The sequence below is a fragment of the Agrobacterium sp. B1(2019) genome, assembly GCF_008274755.1.
In the GTDB taxonomy this organism is placed as follows: Bacteria; Pseudomonadota; Alphaproteobacteria; order Rhizobiales; family Rhizobiaceae; genus Agrobacterium; species Agrobacterium salinitolerans.
In genome coordinates, this window is the sequence record NZ_VTPB01000005.1 from 110,403 (window position 1) to 134,371 (window position 23,969).

Annotated in this window: 23 protein-coding genes; 15 read left to right on the forward strand and 8 right to left on the reverse strand. The window is 59.5% G+C overall.

The annotated features are described in order from the left end of the window. Window positions 1-45: 45 nt before the first annotated feature. From glgX to AGR1_RS27030, 3 genes are read left to right on the forward strand one after another with little or no spacing between them, the layout of a single operon-like run. Window positions 46-2,001: a glycogen debranching protein GlgX gene (gene glgX, locus AGR1_RS27020; protein ID WP_149149023.1), complete on the forward strand. Its 1,956-nt coding sequence runs from the start codon at window positions 46-48 to the stop codon at window positions 1,999-2,001. Between the two features lie 54 nt (window positions 2,002-2,055). Beyond that, entirely contained in the window at window positions 2,056-2,544 is a 489-nt protein-coding gene (locus AGR1_RS27025; RefSeq protein WP_080794412.1) for a MaoC family dehydratase, read from the forward strand. A gap of 23 nt (window positions 2,545-2,567) precedes the next feature. Continuing rightward, a complete protein-coding gene (locus AGR1_RS27030) occupies window positions 2,568-3,611 on the forward strand; it encodes a DUF2332 domain-containing protein (protein WP_149149024.1) in 1,044 nt (347 codons plus the stop codon). Here AGR1_RS27030 and AGR1_RS27035 read toward each other — a convergent pair. Genes AGR1_RS27035 through AGR1_RS27055 form a run of 5 tightly spaced genes read right to left on the reverse strand, consistent with a single transcriptional unit; the run spans window position 3,608 to window position 9,101 of the window. Next, window positions 3,608-4,162: a sarcosine oxidase subunit gamma gene (locus AGR1_RS27035; protein WP_080794415.1), complete on the reverse strand. Its 555-nt coding sequence runs from the start codon at window positions 4,160-4,162 to the stop codon at window positions 3,608-3,610. The two genes, AGR1_RS27030 and AGR1_RS27035, sit on opposite strands and share 4 nt — an antisense overlap. After that, window positions 4,155-7,115, reverse strand: coding sequence for a sarcosine oxidase subunit alpha (locus tag AGR1_RS27040; protein WP_080794417.1), 2,961 nt, complete (start codon window positions 7,113-7,115; stop codon window positions 4,155-4,157). The genes AGR1_RS27035 and AGR1_RS27040 overlap by 8 nt, the downstream gene beginning before the upstream one ends. Continuing rightward, window positions 7,112-7,426: a sarcosine oxidase subunit delta gene (locus AGR1_RS27045; protein ID WP_149149025.1), complete on the reverse strand. Its 315-nt coding sequence runs from the start codon at window positions 7,424-7,426 to the stop codon at window positions 7,112-7,114. Before AGR1_RS27045 ends, AGR1_RS27040 begins: the two co-directional genes overlap by 4 nt. 11 nt (window positions 7,427-7,437) lie before the next feature. After that, window positions 7,438-7,848: a hypothetical protein gene (locus AGR1_RS27050; RefSeq protein ID WP_162927567.1), complete on the reverse strand. Its 411-nt coding sequence runs from the start codon at window positions 7,846-7,848 to the stop codon at window positions 7,438-7,440. Next, window positions 7,848-9,101, reverse strand: a complete 1,254-nt coding sequence (locus AGR1_RS27055) for a sarcosine oxidase subunit beta family protein (RefSeq protein WP_149149026.1) — start codon at window positions 9,099-9,101, stop codon at window positions 7,848-7,850. Before AGR1_RS27055 ends, AGR1_RS27050 begins: the two co-directional genes overlap by 1 nt. 306 nt (window positions 9,102-9,407) lie before the next feature. On the opposite strand from AGR1_RS27055, the gene rpsU reads away from it, so the two are divergent. Together rpsU and AGR1_RS27070 are read left to right on the forward strand one after the other, a co-directional pair. After that, on the forward strand, window positions 9,408-9,635 hold the full coding sequence (rpsU, locus tag AGR1_RS27065) for a 30S ribosomal protein S21 (protein WP_003508541.1): 228 nt from the start codon (window positions 9,408-9,410) through the stop codon (window positions 9,633-9,635). 121 nt (window positions 9,636-9,756) lie between these two features. After that, window positions 9,757-10,653 carry a tetratricopeptide repeat protein gene (locus AGR1_RS27070; RefSeq protein WP_080794421.1) on the forward strand — a complete coding sequence of 299 codons (897 nt, stop codon included), beginning with the start codon at window positions 9,757-9,759 and terminating at the stop codon, window positions 10,651-10,653. A gap of 71 nt (window positions 10,654-10,724) precedes the next feature. On the opposite strand, the gene AGR1_RS27075 is transcribed toward AGR1_RS27070, so the two are convergent. Further along, entirely contained in the window at window positions 10,725-10,991 is a 267-nt protein-coding gene (locus tag AGR1_RS27075; protein WP_080794423.1) for a DUF6074 family protein, read from the reverse strand. Between the two features lie 339 nt (window positions 10,992-11,330). On the opposite strand from AGR1_RS27075, the gene AGR1_RS27080 reads away from it, so the two are divergent. Then, the gene (locus AGR1_RS27080; protein ID WP_080794425.1) at window positions 11,331-11,609 is read left to right on the forward strand and encodes an exopolysaccharide production repressor protein; all 279 of its coding nucleotides are present in this window, start codon (window positions 11,331-11,333) and stop codon (window positions 11,607-11,609) included. A 109-nt stretch (window positions 11,610-11,718) separates the two neighbouring features. Beyond that, complete coding sequence (locus AGR1_RS27085) at window positions 11,719-12,708, forward strand: glycosyltransferase family 2 protein (protein ID WP_149149027.1); 990 nt, start codon at window positions 11,719-11,721, stop codon at window positions 12,706-12,708. 189 nt (window positions 12,709-12,897) lie between these two features. On the opposite strand, the gene AGR1_RS27090 is transcribed toward AGR1_RS27085, so the two are convergent. Together AGR1_RS27090 and AGR1_RS27095 are read right to left on the reverse strand one after the other, a co-directional pair. Continuing rightward, the gene (locus AGR1_RS27090) at window positions 12,898-13,866 is read right to left on the reverse strand and encodes a polysaccharide pyruvyl transferase family protein (protein WP_149149028.1); all 969 of its coding nucleotides are present in this window, start codon (window positions 13,864-13,866) and stop codon (window positions 12,898-12,900) included. Window positions 13,867-13,918: 52 nt separating this feature from the next. Continuing rightward, complete coding sequence (locus tag AGR1_RS27095; RefSeq protein ID WP_149149029.1) at window positions 13,919-14,884, reverse strand: glycosyltransferase family A protein; 966 nt, start codon at window positions 14,882-14,884, stop codon at window positions 13,919-13,921. A 117-nt stretch (window positions 14,885-15,001) separates the two neighbouring features. On the opposite strand from AGR1_RS27095, the gene AGR1_RS27100 reads away from it, so the two are divergent. The 8 genes from AGR1_RS27100 to AGR1_RS27135 all read left to right on the forward strand — a co-directional run bounded on the left by AGR1_RS27100 (window position 15,002) and on the right by AGR1_RS27135 (window position 23,964). Then, entirely contained in the window at window positions 15,002-16,480 is a 1,479-nt protein-coding gene (locus tag AGR1_RS27100) for a lipopolysaccharide biosynthesis protein (RefSeq protein WP_149149030.1), read from the forward strand. A 372-nt stretch (window positions 16,481-16,852) separates the two neighbouring features. Beyond that, window positions 16,853-18,001, forward strand: a complete 1,149-nt coding sequence (locus AGR1_RS27105) for an acyltransferase (protein WP_080796485.1) — start codon at window positions 16,853-16,855, stop codon at window positions 17,999-18,001. A gap of 4 nt (window positions 18,002-18,005) precedes the next feature. Beyond that, the gene (locus tag AGR1_RS27110; RefSeq protein WP_149149031.1) at window positions 18,006-18,797 is read left to right on the forward strand and encodes a glycoside hydrolase family 16 protein; all 792 of its coding nucleotides are present in this window, start codon (window positions 18,006-18,008) and stop codon (window positions 18,795-18,797) included. 60 nt (window positions 18,798-18,857) lie between these two features. Beyond that, window positions 18,858-20,039 (forward strand): glycosyltransferase family 4 protein, encoded by a 1,182-nt coding sequence (locus tag AGR1_RS27115; protein WP_149149032.1) that lies wholly within the window; start codon window positions 18,858-18,860, stop codon window positions 20,037-20,039. Window positions 20,040-20,056: 17 nt separating this feature from the next. Beyond that, on the forward strand, window positions 20,057-21,055 hold the full coding sequence (locus AGR1_RS27120) for a glycosyltransferase family 2 protein (RefSeq protein WP_149149033.1): 999 nt from the start codon (window positions 20,057-20,059) through the stop codon (window positions 21,053-21,055). Further along, window positions 21,052-21,996 carry a glycosyltransferase family 2 protein gene (locus AGR1_RS27125; protein WP_149149034.1) on the forward strand — a complete coding sequence of 315 codons (945 nt, stop codon included), beginning with the start codon at window positions 21,052-21,054 and terminating at the stop codon, window positions 21,994-21,996. Before AGR1_RS27120 ends, AGR1_RS27125 begins: the two co-directional genes overlap by 4 nt. Then, window positions 21,996-22,991, forward strand: coding sequence for a glycosyltransferase family 2 protein (locus AGR1_RS27130; protein WP_149149035.1), 996 nt, complete (start codon window positions 21,996-21,998; stop codon window positions 22,989-22,991). The genes AGR1_RS27125 and AGR1_RS27130 overlap by 1 nt, the downstream gene beginning before the upstream one ends. A gap of 67 nt (window positions 22,992-23,058) precedes the next feature. After that, window positions 23,059-23,964 carry a UTP--glucose-1-phosphate uridylyltransferase gene (locus AGR1_RS27135; RefSeq protein ID WP_035263633.1) on the forward strand — a complete coding sequence of 302 codons (906 nt, stop codon included), beginning with the start codon at window positions 23,059-23,061 and terminating at the stop codon, window positions 23,962-23,964. The last annotated feature ends 5 nt before the right edge of the window (window positions 23,965-23,969 follow it).

Here is a 23,969-nt window from a genome sequence, read left to right on the forward strand (position 1 = left end):
TTTTCCATTCTGGAAGAGAAACGCCATTTCCCGGAGAGACCGACCATGCAGACACCTTCCGTTTTTCCCAAAGGCGCAATCCAGACGGAAAACGGAACGGAATTCACGGTCTATTCCCGGCACGCGTCGCAGATCGATCTCTGCCTTTTCGATACGGAGGGCGAAAAAGAAACGGCCCGTTTGCCAATGACGCGTGGTGAAGATGACGTTCACCGGTTGACCGTCTCCGATGTGGGCCCCGGCACGCGATACGGCTTTCGCGCTCACGGCATTTACGCCCCTGAACACGGCCTCTGGTTCGATCCTGCGAAACTGCTGCTCGACCCCTATGCCACGGCGATCGACCGACCCTTCCTGCACGATCCCGCACTTTACGCCTTTGGTGCGGAGACCGGCGGGATCATGCCGAAGGCGATCCTTTCGCAATATGAGCCGGTCAGGCGTCAACCGCCGCTTTTTGCCGAAGGCGGGCTGATTTACGAACTCGCCGTCAAATCCTTCACCCGGCTGCATCCTGAAGTGCCGGAAGAGATCAGGGGCACCGTTGCCGCACTTGCGCATCCCGCCATTGTCGCGCACCTGAAAAAAATCGGCGTCGATGCGGTGGAATTGATGCCGATTACCGCATGGATCGATGAGCGCCACCTGCCGCCGCTCGGCCTTTCCAATGCCTGGGGTTATAATCCCGTCGGTTTCATGGCGCTCGATCCACGCCTGTGCCCCGGCGGCGTGCGGGAATTGCGCGACACGATTGCGGCACTGCATGCGCAAGGCATCGGCGTCATTCTCGACCTGGTCTTCAACCATACCGGCGAAAGCGATATCGAAGGTTCGATCCTGTCGTTGCGCGGGCTCGATAACCTCACCGCCTTCCGCCACCCGCCGGGAAAGCCAGGCGTACTGGTCAACGATACCGGCACCGGCAATACGGTCGCCTGCGACCATCCCTATATTTGCCAGCTCATCGTCGATTCGCTGAGGCATTTCGTTCTGAATGCCGGTGTGGACGGCTTCCGTTTTGATCTTGCGCCCGTGCTCGGGCGAACCGCCAACGGCTTTGACATGGCGAGCGAGACGCTGGCCGCCATGCATTCGGACTCGGTGCTTTACGACCGCCTGCTGATCGCCGAACCCTGGGATATCGGCCCCGGCGGTTATCAGCTCGGCAATTTCCCAGAAAGTTTCCTGGAATGGAACGACCGCGCCCGCGATGACATGCGCCGTTTCTGGCGTGGAGATGCCGGCACGACGGGTGCGCTGGCCAATGCCCTGTCCGGCTCCTCGCCGATCTTTTCCAGGCATGGCCGCCTGAAAAGCCGCAGCGTCAATTTCCTTGCCGCCCATGATGGCTTCACCCTTTTCGATCTCGTCAGCCACGAACACAAGCACAATGAAAAAAACGGCGAGAACAATCGCGACGGCCACAATGAAAACCATTCCTGGAACAATGGTTTCGAGGGCCTGACGGATGACCCTGACATTACCGCCGCCCGCATTGCGGATGTAAAAGCGCTGCTTTCCACGCTTTTTGTCAGCCGAGGCACCCTGATGTTGACGGCGGGCGACGAGGGCGGCCGCAGTCAGCAGGGCAACAACAACGCCTATTGCCAGGACAATGACATCAACTGGGTCGACTGGTCATCGCTTGTCCCTGAGTTGATCGATCACACCGCATTTCTCGCAGCGCTTCGCAAACGCTTCGGCGTCTTTTCGCAGACCGGCTTCCTTTCCGGCAGCGGCGATGTGACATGGCTTGCCCCGAGCGGGAAACCAATGACGGTTGCGGACTGGGAAGACGCGAGTGGACCGGCCTTCGCCATGGTGCTTTCAACGTTGGACCGGGAAACGGGCGACGAGGCCGAGCTTGCGGTTCTCGTCAATCGCGGTCGCGAGGTTGTTCCTTTCACACTGCCTGGCCATGGCTGGTGCGCCATCGGCACGGATTTCGGCAATCCCGCCTTCCTGCCCGCCCGTTCCGTGGTGTTTTATCTGCGCAGTTGATCCCTTCGCGTCGCCAGCCCTATAAGTCCCTGAAAACAATGCGGACGAGGTAACATGACAAAAGAAATTGCGCTGGCGGAGATGAAAAGTCTGGTCGGCACGGAAATGGGCGTTTCCGACTGGATCACCGTCGACCAGGCTATGATTGACGCCTTCGGTAAAGCGACGCTGGACGAGCAGTTCATCCACACAGACCCGGAACGCGCCAAGGTGGAAAGCCCCTTTGGCGGCACCATCGCACATGGGTTCCTGACGCTGTCGCTGCTTTCGGCGCTGAATTACGACGCCCTGCCCCGTATTCGCGAACAGACCATGGGCATCAATTACGGCTTCGATACCGTCCGTTTCGTGACGCCGGTCAAAAGCGGTGCGCGGGTGCGCGGCCGCTTCACGCTGGCGGAAGCGCGTTTTCGCGGCGCGGCCATGTTGATGACAACCTATGACGTGACGGTGGAAATCGAAAACGAGAAAAAGCCGGCGCTTACCGCCCGCTGGACCACCATCAGCCAGTTCAACCCGGAGGACAGGCCGCAAGACGCCTGAAACCGCTGCAACGGAGAGACTGCATGCATGACGAAGCCGTAAGGAATGCCTTTCTGTCGCAGGCAAGAGCCTGCGACAGCCTCGGCTCGCCCTTTACCGCACGGCTCTGCCGCGCCATGGCAGCAAGGCTCGACAGGCAAACCGAGGTGGGCGAGCGTATTTTATCCTGGCCCGGTGATGTCGGCCCCTCGGGCGATTCCGTCCCCCTGCGGCTGGCGGGCGCCCTGCATGCGCTGGCCATCGAGGAAAAGATCGCGCCGCCTGCCGATATCGCGCCGGAAGACGAAGAAGCGCTCTGGCAGGCCTGCGCCAGCGCTCTGCGTTTTCATTCGCCCTTCATCCTAGAAAGGTTGAAATCACCGCCGCAGACCAACGAGGTTCGCCGTTCCGCCGTTCTGCTGCCGGGCTTTCTTTCGATCGCGGCGCTGACCGGCAAGCCGCTGGTGCTTTCCGAAGTTGGAAGCAGCGCTGGCCTCAACCTGCAATTCGACCGTTACCGATATCGCCTGGGCAGCCTCACCTGGGGTGAACAATCCGATGTTTTCCTGTCGCCGGAATGGCGCGGCGACACACCCGCCCATGAGCGGATCGAGGTTATCGAGCGCGCCGGCTGCGATCTCAACCCTCTCGATCCGTCATCCGCCGAAGATCGTCTGCGGCTGATGTCGTACGTCTGGGCCGACCAGAGCGACAGGCTGGAGAGAACCGCCGCCGCCCTGCGGATAGCGGTGGAGAACGACCTGCATGTCGAAAAGGCCGATGCCACCGACTGGCTGAAACACCGCCTTGCCAGGCAATATCCGGGTGCTGCCCATGTCGTCTATCACTCAGTCGCCTGGCAATATCTGCCCGATGCGTTGAAGGAGGCCGGCGAGGCTGTAATTAGCGAAGCTGGAACCCGCGCTACGCCGGATGCCCCGCTTGCCCGGCTGCAAATGGAGGCAGACGCGACGCCGGGCAGCGCCGCCATTACCCTTCAGATCTGGCCGACCGGTGAGAAGCAGGAAATCGGCCGGGCCGATTTCCATGGGCGATGGCTGGAATGGCGGGGGTGGATGGCGGGTTAAACCGCCACGTCCTCGGCCGCTTCCTGCAACAGCCCGCCGACATATTCGGCAAAGGAACGCCAGCATTCCACCCGGAACGTATCGTCCGCCGTGCGCAGCAGCACCACTTCCGCCTTGCCAAAAACAGTGCGCGAGCATGCACCGACCGGGAAGTTTGCGAGAGAAAGATCCTGCGGACAGCCGGCATTGAGTGCCGCTTCCGCACCGGCGCCGGAGACGATGACGGCGGTGTTGCGGTGGGAAATATCGGTTGCCGAAAACAGGCCGGAAACGCCGGCAAGCGCCGCCATCAGGTCGCTCTCGCCCTGATCGATCACCAGCCATTCATCCGGGCCGAGCCACAGCGCGGACCGCAGACCCGAGGTAACGGAGCTTTTCGGGCGGCCAGGCAGGGTGAGACCGAGCGCTTCCGAGAGCGCCGGGACGGCGCTTTCCCGCGCCCGCAATGACAGCCGCGAGGCGGAAGCGGCAGGTTTCAATGACACGATGGGCGAGCCGCCGTGAAAATCCTCAAGCACGGATGTGCGTTTTGCGTGCAGCATGTCAGCCATTGAGACGGGTTCCTTCCTTGTCGAGGAAGACCATGTCGGTCACTTCGACGGCAATGGTTTTATCGGCAAGCGGAATATAAAGCGTTTCGCCCATGCGCGCTCTGCCATCCGCCACCAGCGCAAAAGCAATGGAATGGCCGAGATTTTCCGACCAGTAAGCGGAGGTGACGTGACCGAGCATGGTCATGGGCTTCGGCTGGTTCGGATCGACAACGATCTGGCCGCCCTCGTCCGGAACGGTCAACCGGTCCTTCGTTTTCAGACCGACGAGCTGCTTGCGGCCGCTTCGTGTCAGATCAATGCGTTTCAGGCCGCGAATGCCGACGAAATCCGTTTTCTTCTTGGAGACGGCCCAGGCAAGCCCGGCATCGTCAGGGGTCACCGTGCCGTCCGTATCCTGCCCGACGATGATATAGCCCTTTTCCGCACGCAGAATGTGCATGGTCTCAGTGCCATAAAGGCAGCCGCCCACGGCTTCCGCCCTTTCGCGGATCGCCGACCAGACCGCTGCGCCGTAATCTGCCGGAACGTTGATTTCGAAACCCAGTTCGCCGGTGAATGACACGCGGAACAGACGCGTCGGCACGCCGCAGAATGTGCCTTCGGCCACCGCCATATGCGGAAAGGCTTCCGGCGACAGGTCGATGCCCTCAACGAAGGGCGCGATAACCTCGCGCGCCTTCGGTCCCTGCACTGCAATGACTGCCCATTGTTCGGTGGCAGAGGTGAGCCAGACATTGAGATCGGGGAATTCGGTCTGGAGATAATCTTCCATATGCTGGAGAACGCGCGGTGCGCCGCCCGTGGTCGTCGTCACATGGAAACGGTCCTCCGCAAGACGCCCGACGACACCGTCATCGTAGACGAAACCGTCTTCGCGGGTCATGATGCCGTAACGGCAACGGCCGGGTTTCAGCGTATCCCAGGCATTGGTATAGATGAGGTTCAGAAACTTCGCCGCATCCGGGCCGACCACTTCGATCTTGCCGAGTGTGGAGGCGTCGAACACGCCGACGCTGTCACGCACCGTCTTACATTCGCGATTGATCGCCTCATGCATGTCCTCGCCCGCACGCGGGAAGAACCAGGCGCGCTTCCAGTTGCCCACATCCTCAAACACCGCACCCGCCGCAAGCTCTTCCTCGTGCATCGGCGTCTTGCGGGTGGGATCGAACAGCGCGCCGCGCGAATGGTTGATGAGCGTGCCAAAGGTGACCGGCGTATAAGGCTGGCGGAAGGTGGTGAGACCGACCTTGGGCAAATCCCGGCCGAGCGCTTCCGATGCGATGGCAAGGCCATGCATGTTCGACATCTTGCCCTGGTCGGACGCCATGCCATTGGTGGTGAAGCGCTTGATGTGTTCGACCGAATGCATGCCTTCGCGCACGGCAAGGCGAATATCCTTGGCGCAGACATCGTGCTGGAAATCGATGAAGGCCTTGACGCCGGCGCCCTCGCCAGCACCTTCGGCCGCACCGATCATGCCGCCTGTCCAGGCCCGGGCATTCTCGCCGGAAAACGCCACCGAACCGCCGCCAGCAGCTGCTGCCTCGGCAATGATCGCGGCAAGATCATCCGTGCCGTTGCACGCGCCGATGGAAACGCAGTTCTGCACATGGATATCTGGAAGGAAACGCTGGTTCGCCGCGTCAAACTTCAGCTTGCCGCGCGATTGCGAGAAGAGATGCACCGAAGGCGTCCAGCCCGCCGAAACGACCAGCGCATCGATGGCGATCTTGCGTTTGTTGGAACCGCCATTGCGGCCAACGGTCATCGAGGATACGCGCAGGCGGCCCGCGGTGTTGTAAACGCTGTGACCCGCCAGCACTTCGATACCGAGAGCGCGCGCCTCGTCCAGCAGGCGTTGATCCGGGTTCTCGCGGCAATCGACGATGGCGGCGATCTTCACCCCGGCCTTTTTCAGGTCGAACGCTGTCTCATAGGCCGAATCATGGGCGGTGTAGACACCAACATTGTGGCCGACGGATACACCATACTGGTTGAGATAGGTACGGGCAGCCGCAGCCAGCATGATGCCGGGGCGGTCATTGTTAGCGAAGACCATATGGCGCTCGATTGCGCCAGCGGCCAACACCACCTTTTTGGCGCGCACCTGCCACAGCCGCTCGCGCGGCTGATGCCTGGCAGGCGTGGCAAGGTGATCGGTCACCCGCTCCGCCAGCGCGACGAAATTATGGTTATAATAACCAAAGGCCGTCGTGCGCGTCAGAACCCGCACATTCGGCATCGACTGCAACTCGGCGAGAACCTTTTGCGCCCATTCGTAACCGGGCAGACCATCGATGACCGCACCGGTATCGAAACGCAGCGCGCCGCCAACTTCGGCATTTTCATCCACCAGAATGACGCTGGCTCCGGTTTTCGCGGCAGCAAGCGCCGCCGTCAGGCCGGCGACGCCGGCGCCGGCCACCAGCACGTCGCAATGGGCATAACGACCGGAATAATGATCCGCATCCGGCTCGCTCGGTGCCTTGCCGAGACCGGCGGCGCGGCGGATCAGCGGTTCGTAAATCTTGTGCCAGGCGGCCTTCGGCCACATGAACGTCTTATAGTAGAAACCCGCGGCGAACATCGGCGACAGAAGATCGTTGATAGCGCTCAAATCGAAGGACAGCGACGGGAAACGGTTCTGCGAGGCGATGATCGCGCCGTCGAAGACTTCCTGCACAGTGGCACGCACGTTCGGCTGCTTGCGCAGGCTGTCGCGCGACACGTCGATCAGCGCATTCGGCTCTTCAGGGCCGGCGGACAGGAAACCGCGCGGACGGTGATATTTGAACGAGCGGCCGACCAGATGCACGCCATTGGCCAGAAGCGCCGATGCGACAGTGTCGCCCTCTAGCGCCGGATAGATCTTGCCGTCGAAGGTGAAGCGCGCGGTTCTCGCCGGAGTGAGACGGCCCGCGCCCTTGATACGATAATCGCCGCTCATTTCCCGGCTCCCTTTTCTGCGGAAAGGACCGTTTCAGCATCGGGTTTCGGTTCACCCGCCTTGTAGGTCATCAAGAACTTGTCGCTGACTGAATCGCGGGCGGCGTTGAAGAAGCGGCCGCAGCCGTGAATGTGACGCCAGCGCTCGAAAACGAGGCCCTTGTCATTGTCGCGGATGAAGAAATATTCCGCGAAGGCCTCATCGGAGATATCGGCAATATTTGTCGGACGCGCGATATGGGCTTCGCCCGCCCAGCGGAATTCCAGTTCGGAACGGTCTTCCCCGCAATAGGGGCAATGGATCAGAAGCATCGTCGCTCCACCTAGAGAGAATTTTCCGGAAGTATGGTTCCGGCGGGTTGGTCACACAGCCGCTTTCCCATGGCTACGAAAGGGGAAAGCCGCTTTAAAAGCTGCTCGAAATTATCAAAGGGGCGCAACGCCGAGGCCCGGCCCATATTGACGATGGCGACCGCCATCATGTCGGTATCGATCGCGAAAGGGTAATCCTGCTCGCCATCCTCCTTCTCGCCAACAAAATAAACCATCTTGTTTGCGAGACTGGGAGCACAGAGAAGCAGGCCTTTTTCCGCCTTGAACGGCCAGTCTTTCTCACCCTGCATCTTCGCAATCTTCTGACTACGAAAATCCCTGGCCTCGGGAATGACGGCGCCGACGGGCATGGCGTCGGCCACGCCTGATATATTGATCGCAAGCATGGCAGCCGCCAGCATCAATGCGCCACCGCGGCAGCGGCAGCCTCATCGATAAGACGGCCGGTGCGGAACCGGTCGAGCGTCAACCCCGCCGCCAGACGATGCGGTTCACCCCGCGCAATGAGATGCGCGAAAAGATTGGCCGAACCCGGCGTTGCCTTAAAACCACCCGTGCCCCAACCGCAATTGACGAAGAGGTTCGGCACAGGCGTCACGCTCTGGATGGCGGAGCGGTCGGGTGTGTTGTCGGTGATACCGCCCCATTGGCGCATCATCTTGACCCGGCGGAAGATCGGGAAAAGCTCGCAGATGGCATCGAGCGTATGCGTGATAATCTGCAGGCCGCCGGTTTGGGAATAAGAGTTATATTGATCGGTGCCTGCGCCGATGACCAGTTCGCCCTTGTCGGATTGCGAAATATAGGCGTGGACCGTGTTGGACATCACCACGCAAGGGAAGATCGGCTTCAGCGGCTCCGACACCAGCGCCTGCAGCGGGTTGGAATGCAGCGGAACCCTCACATCCGCCATCTTCATGATGATAGAGGAATGACCGGCGGCGGAAACCCCGATTTTTTTCGCGCCGATGAAACCGCGATTGGTCTCCACGCCCGTCACCGCTCCGTCCGGCCCACGGCGAATGCCCGTGACCTCGCAGTTCTGGATGATGTGCACGCCGCGGTCGGACGCCGCACGTGCATAACCCCACGCCACCGCATCGTGGCGAGCCGTGCCGCCGCGGCGCTGGAGCGCTGCGCCATTGATCGGATACCGCGCATTGCCTGAGATATCGAGAGGCGGGCAATAGGCCTTCGCCTGTTCCGGCGTCAGCCATTCATTGTCGATGCCATAAAGACGGTTGGCATTGATATGGCGGCTGAAGGACTGCCGGTCATGAATATTGTGCGACAGCATCATCACGCCGCGCGCCGAATACATGACATTGTAATTGAGATCCTGGCTCAAGCCTTCCCACAGTTTCAGGGAATGCTCGTAAATATCCATGCTCTCTTCATAGAGATAGTTGGAGCGGATGATGGTGGTGTTGCGGCCCGTATTGCCGCCACCGAGCCAGCCCTTTTCCAGAACTGCGACATTGGTAATGCCGTGTTCCTTGGCAAGGTAATAGGCCGCTCCGAGCCCATGGCCGCCGCCGCCGATGATGATGACATCATAGTCCTTGCGCGGCTCGGGTGAGGCCCATTGCGCATCCCACCCCTTATGGCCCCGCAACGCCTCACGCGCCACGGCAAAAACGGAATATTTGCGCATTCGCAATCTGCTCCTCAAGAACCGGCCAGAGGCCGTAAAGATAGTCCCGGCCCGTATCATACACATGGCAAATCGGGAGGGGAGGCAATATTCATTTTGCGACGTCGCGATGATTTTGTTTCGACATTGCGGGACAGCCCGTATTTTGCAGGCGGATTATGCGCTACCGGCTGGACTTGGCGCAAATGATCTGTTATTGCACGTCACCAATCGCCCAGCTGGACAGCCGGACGAACCATTTTTCGTTTGCGTGCGAATGCCTTTATTCTCACAGCAAGATAACCAAACTAAAGGAACGGGTTTAACGTGCAGGTACTAGTCCGCGACAATAACGTTGATCAGGCGCTTCGCGCCCTCAAGAAAAAGATGCAGCGCGAAGGCATTTTCCGTGAAATGAAAATGCGTGATTATTACGAAAAGCCCTCCCAGAAGCGCGCCCGCGAAAAGGCTGAAGCCGTTCGCCGCGTTCGCAAGCTGGCACGCAAGCGTGCACAGCGCGAAGGTCTGGTTGCAGGCCCCCGCGCAGGCCGTTAATAGGCCGTCTTTTGGACGTTTTTGAATGCTTGTTGGGCGGGGGCGATCAATTCGCCGCCGCTCTTTGTGTTTGTGGCCGGAGAATGTTCTTGAGACCGGCCTGCGAGGGAACCCACACCGAATGATCGCTGTCGACGCCTGTGTTGTGAAAAACGCCGATGCCTCCGCGCGCCGGTTGCCACTGAAAAACAACAGAGGGTTCCGCGCTTCTCTGGTCATCTGCACCATCCTTGCCGGTCTTTCCGGCTGCGCGACGTCCAATCAGACGGAAGATGTGTTCAGGATCGACCGCGCCCAGGGCTCGCAGGAAAACATCGCCTCGCTCACCTCGGTCATCAACGCCAATCCGCAGGACCCTGAAGGTTACAATGTCCGCGGTTCGGCCTACGGCCGCGCCGGCGATTCGCGCCGCGCCATTGAAGATTTCAACAAGGCGCTGCAGCTGAACCCGCGCTTTTACCAGGCCTATGCCAACCGCGCGCTGGTTTACCGCAATAGCGGACAGCAGCAGCAGGCCCTTCAGGACTACAACGCCGCCCTGCAGATCAATCCGAGCTACGACGTAGCGCTGATCGGACGTGGCAATCTCTACCGTCAGTCCGGACGCGTGAACGAAGCTTTCAACGATTTCTCCCGCGCCATCGAGCTGGAAACAACCGACGGACGCGCCTGGCACAATCGTGGCCTGATTTACCAGCTGCGCAACCAGCATGCCCAGGCCATCGAGGACTTCTCCAAGGCGATCTCGCTGTCATCGACCTCGCCGGAACCTTATAACGGCCGCGGACTTTCCTATGTCGCCCTGAACGACGATGAAAACGCCTTCGCCGATTTTAACCACGCCATTTCGCTGGATGGCAATGTGGCGGAATCCTGGGCCAACCAAGCGCTCGTTTATGAGCGCCGCGGTGAGATGGCCAAGGCGGCCAAGTCCTATGCGCATGCGGCCCGGCTTGACCCGAAATACAAGCCCGCGCTCGACGGCGTTGCACGCACACGCGGGGCCGGCGCTTCCTGAGGCGTCCGGAACCAATAAAAAGCCGGCTGGTTTATAACCCGCCGGCTTCTTTTATTGAAGAAAAAGAACCATCAATGGCTGTCGCGGCGGGCCTCGGGCGCGGCGTCCCCCGCCCACAATTCAGCCTGCACGGCGTTTTGAAATTCCATGACCTCGCGCCGCATGGCGGCGTCCTCATAGCCAAGCGCCGTCAGACGGGCGGCCAGTTCACGGCACTCCCTGCGCCAGAAATCATTCGCCTCCACACCATGCAGCCGGTCGAGCATGGTTGCACATCGTTTTACGTCGGCAATGCGGTTCTTTGCCGGAAAGGCGATTACTTCTGAACTCGTCGTCACGCGGGCACCCTGCTCTTCGAGGAATCAATACCGACTTTTTAAAGGCGAGATGGTTAACGAAGTCTGCAGAGCGGGACAGACAACCCGCAAGGGCCGCCAGCAGCACGGTTCTGGCGCATCCAGACGCAGGAACCGGTGTCGCCAGGCAGGCCTGATCGGCGCGAATCGGCAGTTATGGAGGAATTTACCAATCAAGATTACCGAAATTTCATGCCGCAACCGTTAGAAGAAGTATATGTGTGTTGAAACAGCACCGGTCTCATCGTATATTTCTTGCAAAGAAAAAAAATGCCGCAGCGCAGTCAAAAATGGAGAAATCGTTCTCGGGAGGAGAGCACCATGTATGCACCTCGTGTCTTTTTCAGCATGATCGGTGCATTGCTTGCCTTTGCGGTTGGCACGTATTTCATCCACGGATCATTCTATACCGCATTCATCCAGACGCTCATCTGTGCAGTCATTCTGCAAATCGGCTATTTTATTGGAATTCTGGTTCTCGTCGCCCGAGAAAAACGGCGGATGCGGGAAACCTTTTCGCGGGATCGCAGCGCCGAGACCATGACGGCGGAACCGGCAAAAAGCGCCCCGCCGCACGGCGCCAAACTCACCGATATGTAAGCTTTTACGCAGCTTCTTTTATTGCGCCGCAAAAAATCGCTTGCATCCATACGCCTGACACTTTCTGCTGGCCAAATCCTGACGGTTGGTCAAAGCAGAAGGACACCACATGGTGAGCGGTTCACAGCCCATTTGCGTCATCATCGCTGCGAAAAACGCATCTGAAACCATCGATACCGCCATTCGCTCCGCTCTTGTGGAGCCCGAGGTCGGGGAAGTCGTGGTTATCGACGATGGCTCCACCGACACGACAAGCGACGTGGCGAATGCGGCAGATGATGGCACGGGCCGTTTGCGGGTCGTGCGGTTCGATGTGAATCGCGGTCCTTCGGCCGCGCGCAACCACGCGATTTCGATTTCATCTGCCCCGCTCATCAGCATTCTTGATGCGGACGACTTCTTTTTCAGGGGTCGCTTCACTGTGATGCTGGCCGATGACGACTGGGATCTTGTGGCCGACAATATCGCCTTCATCCAGCAATCGGTTCCCGGCGCTTCCTCCATGCAGCCGGACCGTTTCGAGCCGCAGGCGCGGTTTTTGTCGCTCACAGAATTCGTGGAGGGCAATATTTCCAGGCCCGGCGTGGAGCGCGGGGAAACCGGGTTTCTAAAACCGGTGATACGCCGCTCTTTTCTCGACAAACATGCGCTGCGTTATGACGAGGCTCTGAGGCTTGGCGAAGATTACGAGCTTTACGTGCGCGCGCTGGCCGCCGGCGCGCGTTACAAGGTCATCCGCCATTGCGGTTACGGCGCGATCGTGCGCGGCAACTCGCTGAGCGGTCGGCATCGGACCGAAGATCTTCGCCGCTTATACGAGGCGGATAAAGCCATCCTCGCTGGCTGCCGGCTTTCGGCGGAGGAAACGGCGATCCTGCGCGAACATGAAAAACATATCCGCGCGAAATTCGAGCTTCGCCATTTTCTCGATACAAAAAAGCAGAAAGGCATGGGCGGCGCGTTAAGCCACGCCCTTGCGCGCCTCCCCGCCCTGCCCGCCATCACGCGCGGAATATGGAGCGACAAGACTGCCCGATTCCGCAAATCGCCGCCGGTGCGTGATGTGCGTTATCTGCTGGACGGTACGCCGGTTTCGTAAGGGAAAAGGCGACCTCCGCCAATTTCTCGCCGTCATCCTCGGGCTTGTCCCGAGGATCTACTCACGTATCGTATGGTCGGTCGGTTGCAGATGCTCGGGACAGGCCCGAGCATGACGATAGAGACCCTAGAGGATGGCATCCTCAAGCGAAGGCGGCAGAAAATTCTCTGCCGCATCCACTCTTCGCCCTCAGAGATAATCCCGCTTCACCGTTTCCAGAACGGCGGCGAAACGCTCCTTGCGCTCTTCCAGCCGGCCATCCGGGCTGAGACGCGGCTCCGCGCGGCTTGCCTGCCACAGCGCCAGCGTGGAAGGCGCGGCCAGCACCTGCTTGGCCAATTTGCGCAATGACCGGGACTGCGTTTCCTGCGGCCGCACCAGCACGTCACCCTCATGCGCCGGACCTTCATGCACCGGAACGGAACCGGCCTCGGCAATGACGGGGCCGGGCGGCGGCGGGAAGCTCATACCCCAGAAGCGCGAGCCCTTTTTCGCCGCCTCGGCGCGGGTCGAAACCGGCACATAGCGCGGCTGATAGTCGACACCGACGCTGCCGGCCCAGTCGCTCCATTTGAAGCTGTTGATCGACGGCGAGGTGCTAACCGCGACCCATGGCACGCGGAAGGCATCGGCAAGGATTGCACCATGCATGGATTCAGCCACGATGAATTCCGATTGGGCAATGGCGCGGATGACCGCTTTCGCCTCGCCGCGCGGGTCGAGATAGGTGAGCCCTGCCGGCTCGCAGACCGTTTCCCACATACCGAATTCCGCCGATTCCCAGTGCGGAACGAAGGTCTTCTTGTAGAGTTTCGGCAGGCCTTTGAAATCGGGCATCTCGGTGACCATAACGGCCGGATCGACAATGCCTTTTTCGGGAGCGAGCCCGAGCTTGGCGGCGGTTTTTTCGCCGCGCACACAGCGAATGTCCCAGAATTCGGTGCTGGTATCCGGCACCGCGCCGTAACCATAACCGCTGCCGATCACCAGCTTGCGCTGTTTTCCCGGCAAAAGAACATCGTTCAGGACAGTGCCGACGCCGACGAGCATGACATCGTCATGCACATCGCGCAGGCCCGGAAGCAAAAAGTCCCACAGCCACAGGTTGAGATCGTCGCCGAAATTTCCGTGATGAGATTCCCAGTGGTAAGGTTTCATGAGGTCACTCCTGGGTGAAAAAACATATAGATTCTTGCAGGCGAGAATTCGCTCATCGCGAGCGGACGATTTTTCCGGCGCCGAGTTCGAAAGCGGCACGCAGCAGTGCCGGATCACGCATCGCCCACTTCAACAACAGTCCGAATTCGGGCGCCTTTCGCCGTTTCAAGTTGCCCGCCTGGCTCCACAGCGCCTGTTTGCGCGCCGTGTTTTTATAGGACGCAATGGAGGCGACATCGTCCGGCCGGCGTGAAAAACGCCCCTCCAGCGTATCGAGCGCCACCCAGGTATTGAACTGCTGGCGCAGGAATTCCGGCGAGGTATTGTCGATGCTGTGGAAGATATTGACGCCCATTCCGCGCATCGCACCGGCATCGTCACAGAGCAGCGTCCGCTTCGATGCGAGGATGGAATCGCAGAAAAACAGCACGTCTTCCGCCGCCAGTCTGAGCGCCGGATCGAAGCGGATTTTCTCAAAAAGAGGACGGCCAATCACCATGCAGGAGAGATGCAGGAAGCTCCAGTTGCGCAGCATCACACTTGCCAGATCCGGCAGTTCGATCACCAGCGGCTTCTCGGAAAGCCGTGCCGCGCCCTCATTTTTCTCCAGCTCGGAAATGGCGAAATGATAATAAAATTCGTCACTTGCCTGCATCGATGCCCAGTAGCACTCGCCGTCGTAAGTCTCTAGCGCGAAGGCCGCATTCTGCAGATGATCTGGCGTCCAGATATCGTCGGAATCGAGAAAGGCAACGTAGTCGGTGCCGTCAGGCACATGGTCGAGACCGGTGTTGCGCGCGCCGCCCGGGCCGGCATTGGCCTGCTTAATGACAAGAACCCGGTCTTTCTCACCCTGCGAAAGTTCCGCAAGTTCCTGATCGATCGGGTATGGCGATTCGTCATCGACGATGACAAGATCGAAGTCCTGGTAGGTCTGCGCAAAAACCGATGCGAGTGCACGTCCCAGGACACCGTGCTGCTTTTGGTAGTAGGGAATGACGACAGTAAATCTTGCCATTGTTTCGCCCCTTGCGTTGATCAAGAAGTGTCGGGCCCGATCCTAGAAACGGCCCCGATGGTATCGGCAACTCCCAACCGGCTTCCTCCCGCCGGCCTCCAGAAACAGGATGCTTGTATGCCCCCAGCGCCAAATGTAAAGACCATCACCACGAATGTCGGCTGGAGCGTTTTATCAAAAACAGGGACATTCGGGCTTAAATTTGTCACGGTCCCAATTCTCGCTCGTCTCCTCACGCCGGAAGAATTCGGGGTGGTGGCGGTAGGACTTACGGTTGTACAGTTCCTGACCATGATCGCCGGGGCGGGCCTGACGTCCGCCCTTATCGTTGAGAAGGAAGAGGATATGGAAACGATCCATACCGTCTTCTGGGCCAATCTCGCCATCTCCTGCACCATGGCCGCCGCCCTATACATCTTCGCGGAATTTTTCGGCGAACTGCTGGGTGCGGTGGAAAGCGCCTATCTGCTGCGCATCATGGCATTTCTCATCCCGCTGCAGCTTGCCGGTGATGTCGCCTATTCGCTGCTGGCGCGACGGATGAATTTCAGCAAGGACGCGCTGTGGAGCATGGCATCGGAAAGCATCGCGGCCATTGTCGCGGTCGCGCTTGCCTTTATGGGTTTCGGCGTCTGGGCGCTGATCATCCAGCTTTTTGCCGCGGCCCTCATCCGGCTTGTCGGGCTTTATGCCGTTTCCCGTTATTGCCCGCGCTTCGTCATGAAACCGCGCCGACTGGTGCCGCTTCTCGGCTTCAGTTCGGGGCTGATGGGCTCGGAAATCGCCAATTTCGTTACCTTCCAGTCACCGATGGTGGTCATTGCCCGGCATCTTGGTCTGGCAGATGCCGGCGCCTATTCCGCCTCCAACCGCTTTGCCAGCATTCCCAACCAGGTGGTTCTGTCTGCCGTCATGGGCGTTCTGTTTCCCGCGTTCAGCCGGATGATGGACGATCCACAGCGCCGTCGTGATGCGCTGATGTTCAGTACGCAGGTGCTGACCGTGCTTCTGGCGCCGATGATGTTCGGGCTCTGGGCCGTGGCGGAGCCGGCAATGCTTGTCATCTTCGGGCAGAACTGGGCCTATGCCTGGCCCGTTCTCGGTCTGCTCGCCCTGTCGAAGGCCATTCTGACGCCGTGCAGCACCTTCATCCCGTATTTGAAGGGAGCAGGTTATGGCCGCGTGCTGTTCTGGTCGGCGACGATCCGCGCCATCGTCACCACCGTCGCGGTCTGGCTTGCCGCGCTTTATGGCACCCTGATCGACGCGATGGTTTGGCTCTGCATCGTCAATGCGGTAACGCTGGTCGCCTATTCCTGGGCGGTGTTCAAGGCAAGCGATACGCCCTTCTTCCGCGGCCTTTATGTCAGCAGCCGGCCGATGATCGCAGCGCTGATCATGGCCGGTGCGGTGCGTTATCTGCTTCACGTTCTGGCTGAGCGCGTTCCCAATGCCACGCTTCAGGTTCTCATCGGCGCTGCCGTGGGTGGCGTCATCTATGCGGTGCTGATCCTGCTGACTGAACGGGCGCTGCTCGGGAAGATTCTCGGAATGGTCAAATCGCGGCGCATGCGGGACACTGCAACCCAAGGTTAGATCAACCGTAGAAAAACGCGCCTCATTTCCGCCGTTAACCGGCCTTTTCCGCGGTGATTTCCCTCACCGCGGCATGGCCGGATGGCGGTTCTTTTTGCAGCGCAATATCACGACAAATGACAATTTCACACTCTATGGCGATTTTTAACGATGGCCAGATTTATAAAAAGTATAGTAATTTCAAATATTTGATTTTTTACAGCGAAAGGAATGACGGGAACGCCAGACATTCACCCGCAAAATCTAAGCTTGTGTTTTTCCCGCGTCGCCACATTTTATCCCAAAGTCGAAACCAGACTTTCCAGTGCGGGCTTAAGTTCGCTCTGGTTGCAACGCGGCGTGGGTGGACGCCGCCCAATAGGGGTGACTGATGTGACTGTCGATCAGAACCTATCCTCCCGTATCAATTTGATGCGCATATTGCTGATTTCAGGGATCGTGTTCGTGCATGTGCCGCACGATGCCGAAACCAGTCCCTTTCTTGGCCTTTACGGCTTCTTCGATTGGCTGCGCGTTTTCCTGGGCGATGCGCTGTTCCGTATCGGCGTGCCCTGCCTCAGCGCCATCTCCGGTTACCTGCTGTTTCGCCGCGGCATGAGTGAATTCAATTATCCGGCAACAATCCGCTCCAAATCGAAGACCGTGCTTTTGCCCTTCCTTCTGTGGAATGGCGCGCTGTTTGCCGCCGTATTGCTGATCCAGCTCTTCGATGTCGGCGTGGGGTATTTCCCCGACCTCTGGAACGCCAGCCCGCGCGAAATCCTCAGCCATGGTACGGCGCTCGAAGAACTGCCGGTGAACGTGCCGCTTTATTTCCTGCGCGACCTTTTTGTCTGCATTCTGCTGTCGCCGGTGCTCGCATTTCTGATGCGCCGCTTCGCGCTGCCGACGCTCGCTATTCTTCTGATCATCACGGCCATGCCGGACCTGACGATCTTCATCGTGCAGAAGAAATCGATCCTTTTCAGCTTTTCGCTCGGCATTGCGCTTGCGCTGCACCGGGTCGATGTCAAGGCGCTCGATCCCTACGCCCTGCCGATCATGGTGCTAACCTTCACGGCATCCGCCATTCTTGCTACGGGTCTTTATTTCACCGGCCCGGAATTCACCTTCTGGCTGAACATGTCGCGCAATCTGCTCGCGGTCTTCGGCGCGCTTGGCTTCTGGGTGTCTTCATCGATCCTGATCCGCAGCAGGCTTGGCCAGCGGCTTGCCGAGACCGGCAGCCTCAGCTTCTGGATATTCTGCGCCCATTACCCGCTGCTTGTCATCATGTGGATGGTCTGGAACAAGGGCGGGCCGGACTTTTATCCCGCCTTCTATATCAGCGCGACATTGTCCGCCTTCGTCATCCTGATCATCAGCAACGCGCAGACACGCAAATATATGCCCACCGTCTATTCCGTGCTCACCGGGAGCCGCAGCGGCAAACGCAAGACGGCAACTGTTTCCGCGACCAAACGGGCCTCCATAATCGGCCCGCCCACATCCGAAACGCTTTATTCGCAACGACAGAGGTGAACCAATGACAACATTTGTCACCCGCGTTCAGACACGCATTCTTCTTGCCGCAGCCCTTTCGGCCACGGCTTTCGCAACGCCGATGCACGCGCAGGAAGGCAATGGCGCGTCCTTCATCGAGAATTTCGACCAGATGGACAGAAGCTTCTGGTATGTTTCCGACGGCTGGAACAACGGTGCGCATCAGAACTGCACCTGGTCGAAAAAACTGGCGACGGTGGAAAACGGCCAGCTGACACTCGGTTTCGAAGAAGCCAAGGCCGGAGACCGCAAATTCGCCTGCGGCGAAATCCAGACCAAGGGGCGTTATCGCTACGGCACCTATGAGGCACGGATGAAGGCCGCCACCGGCTCGGGCCTCAACTCCGCCTTCTTCACCTATATCGGCCCGACCGACAAGAAGCCGCACGACGAAATCGACTTCGAGGTTCTGGGCAGGAATACCGGCCAGGTGCAGCTCAACCAGTATATCTCCGCCAAGGGCGGCAATGAAAAGCTGGTGCCGGTGGAAGGCGGGGCCGATGCCGGCTTCAACGACTATGCCTTTGTCTGGGAACCGCAGCGCCTGCGTTATTACGTCAACGGCAAGCTCGTTCATGAAGTCACGGACGCAACGAAAATCCCGCAGAACGCCCAGAAGATTTTCTTCAGCCTTTGGGGCACCGACACGCTGAAGGACTGGATGGGCAAGTTTGCTTATGCGGGGCCGTCGCAAATGGTCGTCGACCGCTTCGCCTTCACGGCGCTCGGCGACGAATGCCAGTTCCCGGAATCCATTGCCTGCGCCCTCAACTGATTTTTGAACCAAAACGTAATCCACAGCGTCTCTGACGCATGAAACCAACCGGACCCTTGCATGACCCATGTCCTCTATCTCGCGCATGACCTGTCGGACCCCGCCATTCGCCGGCGGGTGCTGACCTTGCTCGCGGGCGGGGCGCGGGTGACGCTGGCGGGTTTCCGGCGCGGGCAGAACCGGCTGGCGGAAATCGAGGGCGTCATGCCCGTCGTGCTCGGGGAGACCGCCGACGGGCAGTTTCTGCAGCGCATGGCGGCGGTGGCAAAAGCCAGCCTTTCACTTGGAAAGGTCCTGCGCGGCATTCCTGTACCCGACGTCATTCTTGCCAGAAACCTCGAAATGCTGGCTCTGGCAAAGCGCGCCATGTCGATCTATGGCGGCCAGCCAGCACTGGTTTACGAATGTCTCGATATTCACCGCCTGCTTCTCAACGAGGGCAAGCCCGGACAGTTGCTGAATGCCGCGCAACGTTATTTCGCACGCGACGCCGAACTGCTGGTCACGAGTTCTCCGGCATTCGTGGAGCATTACTTCAAGCCCGTGTCGGGCCTCGACCTTCCCGTCCTGTTGCAGGAAAACAAGGTGCTGGCGCTCGACAGCACCGTTGCCGCCGCGCCGCAACCCCGCCCCCCCAAGCCCGGCGAACCATGGAAAATCGGCTGGTTCGGTGCGCTTCGCTGCCGCAGGTCCCTTGAAATCCTCGCTGACTTTGCCCGTCGCATGGAAGGCCGGGTCGAAATCATCCTGCGTGGCCGGCCGGCCTATTCGGAGTTTGCCGATTTCGATGGCTTCGTGGCCGCTGCCCCGCATTTGCACTTCCACGGACCTTACAAAAACCCCGAGGATCTAGCCGCGATCTACAACGAGGTGCAGTTCACCTGGGCGATCGACTTTTTCGAAGAAGGCCAGAATTCCAGCTGGCTGCTGCCCAATCGGCTTTATGAAGGCGGCCTTTATGGCACCCTGCCGATTGCGCTTTCCGGCACGGAAACGGCTCGCTTCATTGAAAAACGCAATATCGGCTTCGTCCTGCAACAGGCAGGCGCTGACGATCTTGCCGCCCTCTTCAACCAGATGATCCCGCAAACCTATGCGGACGCCTTCCACACCCTGTCGGCAACAGACAGGAAACAATGGCTGACCGACCGCGACGATTGCCGTCAGCTGGTCCAGCACTTGTCCTCGCTTGCCAAATCCGCTTCCGGCCACGCCCGGCAAGCGCAGTTTTCACCCGTGTAGTGCGTAGGGGGCAAATTATGGAAGGTCTTGGTCATCCCGGCATCAGAACGCTGATCGTCATTCCCTGCCTCAATGAGGCGAAGACGATCGAGGGACTGCTTGTCAAATTCACCAATGCAATGCAGGGGCGTCTCTTCCGTATCGTAGTTGCCGATGGCGGCAGCACGGATGGAACCCGCGATATCGTTTCCGCCTTTGCGGCGACGGATGACCGCGTCACACTTCTCGCCAATGCGAAGCGCATCCAGAGCGCTGGCATCAACCTTGCCGTTGCCACCTTCGGCGAGGATTTCGATTATCTCATCCGCATCGACGCCCATGGCGATTATCCCGATGATTATTGCCAGCGACTGATCGACGACGCCGAACGGACGGGTGCGGATTCCGTCGTCGTCGCCATGGATACGGTCGGCCACGGCCTCTTCCAGAAGGCGACAGCGATCGCCCAGAATTCCAAGCTCGGCAATGGCGGTTCCAAGCACCGCGAGGGTGCCAAAGGCCACTGGATCGACCATGGCCATCACGCCTTGATGCGGATTGCCGCCTTCGACGCGGTCGGCGGTTATGACGAGAGCTTCAGCCACAATGAGGATGCCGAACTGGATTTCCGCCTGCGCAAATCCGGGTTCCGCATCTGGATGACCGACAAGACCCGCATGACCTATTATCCGCGCGCCAGCGTCATGCCGCTGTTCCGGCAATATCTCGCCTATGGCCGCGGCCGGGCGAAAAACCTGTTGAAGCATCGCTCGATCCCGAAAATCCGCCAGATGATTCCGCTCGCCGTGCTGCCGGTGTTCATCTTCGCATTGCTGTCGCTTGTGCATTGGGCGGCGCTTATTCCGCTCGGCCTCTGGATCGCCGCATGTTTGGGCTATGGCGTGTGGATGGCAATAGGTCAGAAAAACCCATACGGCCCGCTCGCCGCCTTTTCGGCGATGGTGATGCATCTGGCCTGGTCCACCGGCTTCTGGCTGGAACTCCTGAAATTCCGGGGAAGAAAGGCTGTCTCATGACCGACAACACCGTCACCGGCACGCAAAATTTCAAGAGCGTCGATATCGGCATCTGCACCTACAGACGCCCCGCACTCGTCGCCACACTTCTGTCACTCTTCGAGGTGGATGTGCCGGAAGGCGTGAAAGTTCGGCTGATCGTTGCAGATAATGACGAGGAGCCAAGCGCTAGGGCGAGCGTCGATCGCCTGCGCGAAACCGCGCCCTTCGAGATTACCTATGTACATTGCCCAAAATCGAATATTTCGATTGCCCGCAATGCGTGCCTGTCGGAATGCCGGGCGGATTATCTGGCCTTCATCGATGATGACGAGACCGCCCCGCCGCACTGGCTCTCCGCCCTTCTGGAAAAAGCCGACGAGACCGGTGCGGAAGCGGTTCTCGGCCCGGTGACGGCTGTTTACCGGGATAATGCGCCGGAATGGATGAAACGCGGCGATTTCCACTCGACCGTTCCGGTCTGGGTGAATGGCGAGATCATCACCGGCTACACCTGCAACACGCTGCTCAAGATGGATGCGCCTTCGGTGAAGGGCCGGCGCTTCGCGCTGGCGCTCGGCCAGAGCGGCGGCGAAGACACCCATTTCTTCTCGCATCTTCACGCCGCCGGCGGCCGCATCGTCTTTGCGGAAGATGCCATGTTGTCCGAACCCGTGCCGGAAAACCGCGCAAGCTTCCTATGGCTTGCCAAACGCCGCTTCCGCTCCGGCCAGACCCATGGCCGCGTGCTGGCGGACAGGAAACCCGGTCTACGTCGCGTGGTACAGGTGCTGAAGGCAGGTTCGAAAGTGCTTTATTGCGCGCTCTTCGCCGCCTTGAACGGTTTCAACCCCGTGCGCCGCAACCGTTATGCGCTGCGTGGCACGCTGCATATGGGCTCGATGAGCGGCGCTTTCGGCGTGCGTGAAATCCGCCAGTATGGCGCGGTGGAGGCGACCTGATGGAAAACCTTGCCTCACCGCCCGATATCAGCTTCGTCATCGCCGCCTATAATGCCGCCGATACGATCGAAGCCGCCATCCAAAGCGCGCTCGACCAGCGGGGTGTGACGCTGGAAGTTATCATTGTCGACGACCGTTCCGCCGATGACACCATTGCGCGCGTGGAAGGTATCGCCATCATCGATCCGCGCGTCCGCCTGCTCGCTCTTGCCGAAAATCTCGGCCCTGGCGGGGCACGCAATGCCGGCATAGAAGCCGCGACCGGGCGCTGGATCGCCGTGCTCGATTCCGACGATGTCATCCGTCCGGAGCGCTCCGCCTGCATGATGTGCCGGGCGGAGGCCGCGAATGCTGAGATCGCTGTCGATAATCTCGATGTCGTCTATACCGACGGCAGGCCGGTGGAGACGATGTTTCCGGAAGAATTTCTGGAGGAACGATCCGCCCTCACGCTCGAGGACTTCATCTCCTCCAACATCCTGTTCCGCTCCACCTTCAATTTCGGCTACATGAAACCGATGTTCCGGCGCGATTTCCTCAATAACGAGGCGCTACGCTTCCGCGAGGATATACGCATCGGCGAGGATTATATCCTGCTCGCCTCGGCGCTCGCCGCCGGCGGTCTCTGCGTCATCGAACCGAAGCCGGGCTATATCTACAACATTCGCGAAGGCTCGATTTCGCGCGTGCTCGAACTTCATCACGTCGAAGCGATGATGCGGGCGGATCAGGAGTTCCTCAGCCATTACACTTTGCTGCCCGCAGCCATGGATGCGCAGCAGGCGAGAAGCCGCAGCCTGCGGCTGGCGCATAATTTTCTGACATTGGTGGAAAACATCAAGAGCCGCTCGGTACTTGGCGCCTTGAAGACCACGATAAGGGATCCTGCCGTGCTGGGGCATTTGCGAATGCCGATTGCAGTGCGGCTGAGGAGGTTGCGGGACGCCATGTTTGCGCCCGCGGCGAATACAGGGGTGAAAAGACAGATTTCGTAAAATTGACGCGTGGACGAAATCTGCGCGGGGACTGGGGACAGATCAAACCTTGATAAAGGAGAACGCGATGGACCTGAACAAAACTGTCAGAAAAGCCGTCATTCCCGTAGCTGGCAACGGCACACGGTTTCTGCCCGCCACCAAGGCGATGCCGAAGGAAATGCTGACGATCGTGGATCGTCCCGTCGTGCAATATGCCGTCGATGAGGCCATGCAGGCCGGCATCGAACACATTATTTTCGTGACGAGCCGCAACAAGACCGCCATCGAAGACTATTTCGACAGCGCGCCGGAACTCATCAATACGCTGACCCGCTCCGGCAAGACCGTGCAGGTGCTGCAGCTGGAAAAGATGCTGCCGGTTGCCGGCACCGTCAGCTATACGCGCCAGCAGGTGCCGCTCGGTCTCGGCCACGCCGTCTGGTGCGCGCGCGAGCTGGTAGGCAAGGAGCCTTTCGCGCTGCTTCTGCCGGACATGGTTTCTTACGGCGCACGCGGCTGTATCGCCGGGCTGATGGAGCTTTACGATGAAGTCGGCGGCAATATTCTCGGCGTCGAGGAATGCCTGCCTGAAGAAGTCTCGTCCTATGGCGTCGTTGGCGTCGGCCAGAAGGTCAATCACGGCTTCGCCGTCACCGAAATGGTTGAAAAGCCGGAACCTTCGAGGGCGCCTTCGAATTATTACCTCAATGGCCGTTACATCCTGCAGCCGGAAATCTTCGATATTCTCGCCAAGCAGGAGCGTGGCGCGGGCAATGAAATCCAGCTGACCGACGGCATGAAGCGGCTCGCCGAAAAGCAGTCTTTCCATGCGCAGAAATATTCTGGCCGCACCTTTGATTGCGGCAGCAAGCAGGGCTTCATTGCCGCCAACGTCGCCTTTTCGCTGATGCGCGCGGACATGGAAGCCCAGGTTCTCGCTTCGGTGAAGGAACTGGTGGCGAACCACGAAAGCCGCGTCCAGGCGGCCTGACTTTC